Below are 8,556 nucleotides of genomic sequence, written 5' to 3'. Positions count from 1 at the left end.
TTGCAACCTGCCTGCACTCAGACAGGAGCCGCCGCCATGACCCATCGCGATCTTGATTCCATCCTGCGCCATGCCGTGATCCTCGGTGCGCTGGCCGTGTTGCTGATCCCCGCCGCGCGCGGCAGCAGCCAGTGGTTTGGCTGGTTGCCGCTGTGGCTGCTGGGCATGCCGCTGGCGGCGTGGTGGAGCCTGCGTTGCTTCCCGTTGCCGCAGGTCGCGTTGCGGCTGCCGCGTCGGCGTCGGGTGCAGGCACGGCGCTGCCGTGGTCGTCGTGCGCAGGCCGTGCAATTGCGCAAGGTGGCGTGAGTTTCGGCACATCGGGCGCGAACCGGCGCTGTGCTAGCGTTCCGGGATTCCCCGATTCACCCGGAGTCTTGCCATGTCCCAGTTGTCCAATGCCTGCCTGATTGCGGGCCTCGCCCTTGCCGGTGGTGCCACCGCGCAAACGCCGCCCGATGACGACCCCTACATCTGGCTGGAAGACGTGCAGGGCGAGAAAGCACTGGAGTGGGTGAAGGCGCGCAATGCCAAGGCCGAAGCCGAAATCGCCGGCACGCCGGCGTTCCAGCAGCTTGAAGCCGACATCCGTGCAATCCTTGATTCCGACGCCAGGATTCCCGGCGTCGGCAAGATGGGCGATTACTACTACAACTTCTGGAAGGACAAGCAGCACGAGCGCGGCATCTGGCGTCGCACCACGCTGGCCGAATACCGCAAGCCCGATCCGAAGTGGGAAACCGTGCTGGACCTCGACGCGCTCAACGCTGCCGAGGGCACCAAATGGGTCTGGCACGGTGCAAACTGCCTGCGCCCCAAGTACCAGCGCTGCCTGATCGCGCTTTCGCCCGGCGGTTCCGATGCCGATGTCACCCGCGAGTTCGACCTGACCACCAAGCAGTTCGTGCAGGATGGCTTCTTCCGTCCGGAGGCAAAGGGCGGGTTGGGCTGGATTGACGAGGACACGGTCTATGTATTCACCGATTTCGGCGAAGGCACGCTGACCAGTTCCGGCTATCCCAACATCGTGAAGGAGTGGAAGCGCGGCACGCCGATGTCGGCAGCGAAGACCATCTATGAAGGCAAGCCGGGCGACATGTACATCGCCGCCGGGCGCGACCACACGCCGGGCCACCAGCGCGATTTCGTCAACCGCACCATCGCTTTCTATAACGATGAGATTTACTTGCGCAATGCGGACGGCAGCCTGGTGAAGGTGGATGCACCGAACTCCGCGCAGAAGAATGTCCACAAGGATTGGCTGCTGCTGGAACTGCGCGAGCCGTATGAAGCCGGTGGCAAGACCTGCCAGCCCGGTTCGCTGATCGTCACCAACTTCAACGATTTCATGGCCGGCAAGCGCGAATTCACCGCGTTGTTCGAGCCGAGCGCCAATACCTCGCTGGCCGGCTACACCTGGACGAAGGATCACCTGATCCTCAACGTGATGGAGGACGTGAAGAACCGCCTGTCCGTGCTGACGCCGGGCAAGGACGGCTGGGCGACGTCGGCCTTCGTCGGCGCGCCGACCATCGGCACTGTCGGCGTGGACGCGGTCGATCCGGACGAAAGCAATGCGGTATGGCTGACCGCCACCGACTTCCTGACGCCGACCACGCTATCCATCGCGGAGGTCGGCAAGCAGCCGGAAGTGTTGAAGTCCAACCCGGTGTTCTTCGATGGCAGCAAGAACGTGATCGAGCAGCACTTCGCCACCAGCAAGGACGGGACGAAAGTGCCGTACTTCCTTGTTCGTCCGAAGGCGCTCAAGTTCGATGGCAAGGCACCGACCTTGCTGTACGGCTACGGTGGCTTTGAGGTATCGATGACGCCGGGCTATTCCGGCGGCATCGGCAAGGGCTGGCTGGAAAAGGGCGGCGTGTACGTGCTTGCCAACATCCGTGGTGGTGGCGAATACGGCCCGCGCTGGCATCAGGCTGCGCTGAAGGCCAACCGCCACAAGGCCTATGAAGACTTTGCCGCGATTGCCGATGATCTGGTGGCGAAGAAAATCACATCGCCCAAGCATCTCGGCACGATGGGCGGCAGCAACGGTGGCCTGCTGATGGGCAACATGCTCACGCAGTACCCGGAAAAGTTCGGTGCCATCGTGGTGCAGGTGCCGCTGCTGGACATGAAGCGTTACAGCCACTTGCTGGCCGGCGCCTCGTGGATGGCCGAATACGGCGACCCGGATACGGCTGACTGGGAGTTCATCAAGACCTTCAGCCCGTATCACCTGTTCGATGCGTCGAAAGACTACCCGGCCACGCTGTTCACCACCTCGACCAAGGATGACCGCGTGCATCCCGGCCATGCGCGCAAGATGATGGCGAAGATGGAAGCCGCCGGCAAAAACGTGCGCTATTACGAAAACATCGAAGGTGGTCACGGCGGCGCAGCCAACAACGCGCAGGCCGCGCACATGAACGCGCTGGCCTATACCTTCCTGTGGCAGCAGTTGACGAAGTAAGGATGCCTGCCATGAAACCCAATCTCCTCGCCATCGGCCTTGTCCTCATGACCAGCATCGCCAACGCCCAGACCCCGCCAGACGCCGAAAAGAAACCGCATGTGGTGAAAGCCCCGCATGGTGCGCAGCGACAGGACGAGTACTACTGGCTGCGCGATGACAAGCGCGAGGACAAGGCGATGCTCGGCTATCTGCAAGCCGAGAACGCCTATGCCGATACCGTGCTGGCACCGCTGAAGCCGGTGCAGGACAAGCTCTTTGATGAGTTCGTGGCGCGCATCAAGCAGGACGATGCCAGCGTGCCCCATCGTGATCGCGGGTACTGGTATTACGTGCGCTTCGAAGCCGGCAAGGACTATCCGATCCACGCGCGCCGCAAGGATGGCGACGGCATCGATGCGCTTTCGATCCAGAAGGCCAACGAAGCCGGCGACTTCAAGGGTGAAGAAGTGTTGCTTGATGTGAACGCACTGGCTGCGGGCAAGGATTACTACAGCGTCGGCGACTACGCGATCAGTCAGGACAACCGGTTGCTGGCCTATGCGGACGACACCAACGGCCGCCGCCAGTACACCGTGCGCTTCAAGAATCTGGAGACGGGCGAGACTTATCCCGACACGATCACCGGCGTTTCCGCCAACCTGATCTGGGCCGACGACGGCAAGACCCTGTTCTACATCGAGAACGATCCGGAAACCTTGCTGACCACGCGGGTGAAGAAGCATGTGCTCGGCACCGACCCGAAGAACGACCCGGTCGTTTACGAGGAAAAGGACGACACCTTCTACATGGGCATCGCGCGCACCCGCGACGACAAGTACATCGTCATCGCGCTGGACAGCACCGTGTCGAACGAGTTCCGCTACGCGCCTGCGGCCGATCCGCGTGAGTTCAAGGTGCTGGCCCCGCGCGCGCGCGACGTTGAATACGATGCCGACCATTTCGGCGACCACTGGGTGATCCGTACCAACGCAGGCGGTGCCACCAATTTCAAGCTGGTCACGGCTCCAAGCGACAGCACATCGCGCAAGGATTGGAAGGATCTGGTGGCGCATCGCGATGACGTGTTCATTGAAACTCATGAGGTGTTCGATGGCTTCACCGCCATCGCCGAACGCTCTGGCGGACTGGAGCGTCTGCGCCTGTTGAAGCCGGACGGCAGCGAGGAATACATCAAGGCCGACGAGTCTGCCTATTCGATGGGGCTGGACGTCAACAGCGAGCCAGGCACCAACTGGGTGCGCTACAGCTACACCTCGATGACCACGCCGGCCACGGTGTACGAGTTGAACGTGAAAACCGGCGAGCGCCGCCTGCTCAAGCAGCAGCCGGTGCCGGGCTACGACCCGTCGCAGTACGTGACCGAACGCCTGTGGGCGACAGCACGCGATGGCACCAAGGTGCCCGTGTCCATCGTTTACAAGAAGGGCTTCGAAAAGAACGGCAAGGCCGCGCTGCTGCAATACGGCTACGGCAGTTATGGCATGTCGATGGATCCCGGCTTCAGCGCGACGGCGGTCAGCCTGCTGGATCGCGGCATGGCCTACGCCATCGCGCATATTCGCGGCGGTCAGGAGATGGGCCGCAAGTGGTACGAGGACGGCAAGCTGCTGCACAAGAAAAACACCTTCACCGACTTCATCGACGTGACCGATTTCCTGGTGAAGGAAGGTTATGCAGCGCCGGATCGCGTGGCCGCGCACGGCGGCAGTGCCGGTGGCCTGCTGATGGGCGCGATTTCCAACATGGCGCCGGAGAAATATCGCGTGATCCTGTCGCAGGTGCCGTTCGTGGATGTGGTGACCACGATGCTCGATCCGACGATCCCGCTGACCACCAACGAATACGACGAATGGGGCAACCCGGAGCAGAAAACGTTCTACGACTACATCGTCACCTATTCGCCTTATGACAATCTGGAAAAGAAGGCCTACCCGGCGATGTTCGTTGGCACCGGGCTGTGGGATTCGCAGGTGCAGTACTGGGAGCCGGCGAAGTACGTGGCGCGACTGCGTGACTTCAATACATCAAGCGAGCCGGTGGTGTTCCGCACCAACATGGAAGCCGGCCACGGCGGCAAGTCGGGCCGCTTCCGCCGCTACCGCGAGCAGGCGGAGATGTACAGCTTCATGCTGGATCGGCTGGGCGTGGATGTTGGCAAGTAATGTTCTCCCTCCCCTGCAAGCAGGGGGAGGAGCAGAGCGGTGACCCGCTGGCTCTGGTGGCTGCTGGCCTACGCAAGCCTTGGCCTTGGCTTCATCGGCATCTTCCTGCCGGGGCTGCCGACGGTGCCGTTCGTGTTGCTGGCCGCGTTCGCCGCTGCGCGTGGCTCGCAGCGTTTGCATGCGTGGCTGCTGGCGCATCGCCGCTTCGGCCCGATGATCCGCGACTGGCAGGAGCAGGGCGCAGTCAGCCGCCGAGCCAAGCGGCTTGCCATCGGAATGATGACGGCCTGCGCGGTGCTGATGTTCCTGACCGCGCCGAAGTGGTGGATGGCGGCGATTGGTACCGCGATCATGACGATCACCGCCACATGGCTCTGGCTGCGCCCGGAACCGCGTTAATCGTGGATGGCCTGGTTCTTGTCGTCATCGCAGGGTGTATCAGGATGTTCGATTGTCCACTGTAAGGCTGGCAAGCAGCGCGCTACCATGAGCCCGGTTTATCCGAGGTGCGCATATGAACGCCATCGCCAAAAACGTGCTGCACGATGCCCTGCGGTTGCCATCGCTGGAACGCGCTGCGCTCATCGACGGATTGATCGCCAGTCTTGACCGTCCCGATCCGGAATTGGATGCGCTCTGGCTTGCAGAGGCAGAGGATCGAATGGCGGCGTACCGCGCCGGTGCATTGCCTGCGTTCGATGCCGATGAGGTTTTTGCAGGGCAAGGCGGCAGCGGCGCGTGAAGCCCCGTTTCCTGCTGCCTGCACGGCAGGAGCTGGCCGATGCCGTGCGCTACTACAACGCACAGCGTGCAGGTCTTGGCGGTGAATTCGCGGATGAGGCACGTTCGGCGCTGGGCCGCATCGTGGATTTTCCGTTCTCATGGCATCCAATGGGTGGGGCGATCCGCCGTTGCCAGATGCGGCGCTTTCCTTACGGCCTGATCTACGAGCCATGGGAAGACCGCGGGGAGATTGTTGTCATCGCGGTGGCAAACCTGCACCAAAAGCCCGATTACTGGCGCAATCGCAGGTGAACTGGAGCAGGCACACGCCTATACTCCTGCTCATGAAAACCACCCGCCGCGTCATCCTTGCTTGTGCTGTCCTTGTCCTGCTCGCCGCCTGTGGCAACAAGGGCGCGCTGGTGATGCCGGACAAACCCGCCGCGCAGCCGGAAGCGCCCGCGCCTGAAGCCGGCAATGCCGGCGAGCCTGTCACGCAGCCCTGAGGCGTCAATGCGGTTCACGAAGATGCACGGTGCCGGCAACGATTTCGTCGTGCTGGATTTGCGCGACGGCTCGCCGCCGCCGGATGCCGCCACCTGCGCACGCATCGCGGATCGCAAGTTCGGCGTGGGTTGCGACCAGTTGCTGACGGTGGAGCCACCGCGTTCGCCGGATGCGGTGGCCTCGTATCGCATCTGGAACGCGGATGGTTCGGCATCCGGCCAGTGCGGCAACGGTGCGCGCTGCATCGCGGCGTGGCTGGTGCGCGATGGCGCAGCGCCGGCGAATGCTGCGTTCGCCATCGAAAGCCCCGCCGGCCTGCATCCGGTGCAGCGGGATGCAGATGGCGGCTTCGTGATCGACATGGGCGCGCCGCGTTTTGCACCTGTGGATGTGCTGCTGGCCGGCTTCGACGAGGCCGACGAATACGCGCTGGATGTCGATGGCGAAACGCTGCGCTTCGGCGCGGTGTCGATGGGCAACCCGCATGCGGTGATCCTCGTGCCCGATGTCGATGCCGCAGACGTGGCACGCATCGGGCCGGCGCTGCAACACAATGCGGCGTTCCCGCAGTCGGTGAACGTCGGGTTTGCCGAAGTGCTGGATGCCGGCCGCATCCGCCTGCGCGTGTTCGAGCGTGGCGTTGGTGAAACACTGGCCTGCGGCAGCGGTGCATGCGCGGCGGTGGCCTCGCTGGCGCGGCGCGGATATGTGGATGCAGTGCGCGGCGTCGCGGTGGCACTGCCGGGCGGCACCCTGCACATCCGCATCGATGCAGCTACCGGTACGATCTTCATGGGTGGCCCGGCCACCTTCGTCTTCGAGGGGACATTGCAGTGACGATGGATTTTGACAACAAGGAGAAGCTGGGTGCGCACGAAGTGGCGGCATGGCTGCGCCGGCATCCCGCTTTCTTGCAGCAGTTCCCGGATCTCGCCCTGACCCTGGTGGTGCCGCGCGAAAGCGGCCCGACCGCGTCGCTGGCCAGCTATCAACTGGACGTGCTGCGCGACAAGAACCGCGAGTTGTCGCGTCGCCTGCATGAGTTGTTCGCCAATGCGCAGGAAAACGAGCGCCTTGCCGTGCGCACGCATCAGCTCACGCTGGCGCTGATGAAGCAGACTGATGCCGCATCCACATTGCGCGCGATGGCGGCTTCGCTGGCCGAGGATTTCCAGGGCGATCTGGTGCGCATCGTGTCGTTCCGCCCGGCGGCAGGCATCGACGATGCCGACTGGCTGCAGGTCATGGTCGAAGGCGACCCGCGCCTTGACGGCTTCCGCGACATCCTCGGTGGCGGCGAGCCGGTCTGTGGTCGCCTGCATCCGGACAAGAACGCGCTGCTGTACGGCGCGCGTGCCGATGAAGTGCAAAGCTCGGCGTTGCTGGCGCTGCCCGGCACCGGGCTGGTGGCAGTGGGCAGCCATGATCCCAATCGCTTCTTCCCCGGCATGGGCACGCTGTTTTTGCGCATGATGGGTGAGGCGCTGGCAACCGGATTGCAGCGGTTCGGTTGAGCCGGTTCGTCACTCCGGCGAACGCCGGAGTCCAGCTTTTCGACAATGGGAGAGGAAGCACCAATGCCTTCCCCGCAACGCAGGGCGCAAGGACAAGAGCTGGATGCCGGCGTACGCCGGCATGACGGCAATGTGATTGACGACTTCCTCAAGCATCTCGAAGTCGAGCGGCAAGGCTCCACGCACACGCAGGACGCCTATCGTCGCGATCTGGCCGCACTGCAGACATGGGCCAAGGGTCGCGACCTGCTTGCGATGCAGGCCGATGACATCCGCGCCTTCGTCGCATCCGAGCATCGTCGCGGACTGTCGCCAAAATCCCTGCAACGCCGCCTGTCCGCCTGCCGCAGCCTGTATCGCTGGCTGCTGAAACAGGGCCGCATCCAAGCCAGTCCCGCGCAATCCGTGCGTGCGCCCAAGGCACCACGCAAGCTGCCGCAAGTGCTGGATGTCGATGAAGCCGTGCAACTGGTGGAAACTGCGACCGACGCACCGCTGGGCCTGCGTGACCGCGCATTGCTGGAACTGTTCTATTCCTCCGGCCTGCGCCTGTCCGAAGTCTGCGCGCTGCGCTGGCATGACCTTGATTTCGAAGGCGGTCTGGTCACCGTGCTGGGCAAGGGCAGCAAGCAACGCATCGTTCCGGTGGGTTCGCACGCGCGCAATGCATTGCAGGCGTGGCGCGCGGAATCCGGTGGTGCCGATGATGCGCATGTTTTCCCCGGTCGCGGCGGCAAGCGGATCAGCCCGCGTGCCATCCAGTTGCGGATGAAGCAACTGGCGCTGCGGCAGGGCGTGCTCAAGCGCATCCACCCGCACCTGCTGCGGCACAGTTTTGCCAGCCATGTGCTGGAATCCTCCGGCGACCTGCGCGGCGTGCAGGAATTGCTGGGCCATGCCGATATCGCCACCACCCAGATCTACACGCACCTGGATTTCCAGCATCTGGCGAATGTGTATGACGCCGCGCATCCGCGCGCGAAGCGCAGGGGCAGGCCGGCGTCCTAAGGAAGGTCTGAACAAGCCGTCATTCCGGCGAAAGCCGGCTGCTTCTGACAAACGAATGTTTGTCCAATCCAGCTGTTTGGTAAGTCATTGAAAAAGCTGGATCCCGGCTTTCGCCGGGATGACGTTTCGGGAGTTGTTCAGAGCTTCCCTAAGGAAGGTTTGAACAAAC

10 protein-coding genes are annotated in these 8,556 nt (G+C 63.2%); all 10 read left to right on the top strand.

Features of this window, described 5'->3' with window-relative positions:
• Positions 1 to 36: 36 nt before the first annotated feature.
• On the top strand, positions 37 to 306 hold the full coding sequence (locus QM612_RS08165; protein ID WP_415253402.1) for a hypothetical protein: 270 nt from the start codon (positions 37 to 39) through the stop codon (positions 304 to 306).
• Between the two features lie 73 nt (positions 307 to 379).
• Complete coding sequence (locus QM612_RS08160; protein WP_415253401.1) at positions 380 to 2,470, top strand: prolyl oligopeptidase family serine peptidase; 2,091 nt, start codon at positions 380 to 382, stop codon at positions 2,468 to 2,470.
• Between the two features lie 11 nt (positions 2,471 to 2,481).
• A complete protein-coding gene (locus QM612_RS08155) occupies positions 2,482 to 4,635 on the top strand; it encodes a S9 family peptidase (protein WP_415253400.1) in 2,154 nt (717 codons plus the stop codon).
• A 39-nt stretch (positions 4,636 to 4,674) separates the two neighbouring features.
• Positions 4,675 to 5,034, top strand: coding sequence for a YbaN family protein (locus tag QM612_RS08150; protein ID WP_415253399.1), 360 nt, complete (start codon positions 4,675 to 4,677; stop codon positions 5,032 to 5,034).
• A gap of 115 nt (positions 5,035 to 5,149) precedes the next feature.
• Entirely contained in the window at positions 5,150 to 5,377 is a 228-nt protein-coding gene (locus QM612_RS08145; RefSeq protein ID WP_415253398.1) for an addiction module protein, read from the top strand.
• On the top strand, positions 5,374 to 5,670 hold the full coding sequence (locus tag QM612_RS08140) for a type II toxin-antitoxin system RelE/ParE family toxin (RefSeq protein WP_415253397.1): 297 nt from the start codon (positions 5,374 to 5,376) through the stop codon (positions 5,668 to 5,670). The genes QM612_RS08145 and QM612_RS08140 overlap by 4 nt, the downstream gene beginning before the upstream one ends.
• A gap of 32 nt (positions 5,671 to 5,702) precedes the next feature.
• A complete protein-coding gene (gene lptM / locus QM612_RS08135; RefSeq protein ID WP_415253396.1) occupies positions 5,703 to 5,864 on the top strand; it encodes an LPS translocon maturation chaperone LptM in 162 nt (53 codons plus the stop codon).
• Positions 5,865 to 5,871: 7 nt separating this feature from the next.
• Positions 5,872 to 6,702 (top strand): diaminopimelate epimerase, encoded by an 831-nt coding sequence (gene dapF / locus QM612_RS08130; RefSeq protein ID WP_415253395.1) that lies wholly within the window; start codon positions 5,872 to 5,874, stop codon positions 6,700 to 6,702.
• A 2-nt stretch (positions 6,703 to 6,704) separates the two neighbouring features.
• Positions 6,705 to 7,379: a DUF484 family protein gene (locus QM612_RS08125; protein WP_415253403.1), complete on the top strand. Its 675-nt coding sequence runs from the start codon at positions 6,705 to 6,707 to the stop codon at positions 7,377 to 7,379.
• A 63-nt stretch (positions 7,380 to 7,442) separates the two neighbouring features.
• Complete coding sequence (xerC, locus tag QM612_RS08120) at positions 7,443 to 8,387, top strand: tyrosine recombinase XerC (protein ID WP_415253394.1); 945 nt, start codon at positions 7,443 to 7,445, stop codon at positions 8,385 to 8,387.
• Positions 8,388 to 8,556 lie beyond the last annotated feature (169 nt).

Origin of the sequence: Thermomonas sp. (assembly GCF_047606765.1) — a bacterium.
Classification (GTDB): Bacteria; Pseudomonadota; Gammaproteobacteria; order Xanthomonadales; family Xanthomonadaceae; genus Thermomonas.
This window is presented reverse-complemented; position numbering and strand designations above follow the sequence as displayed.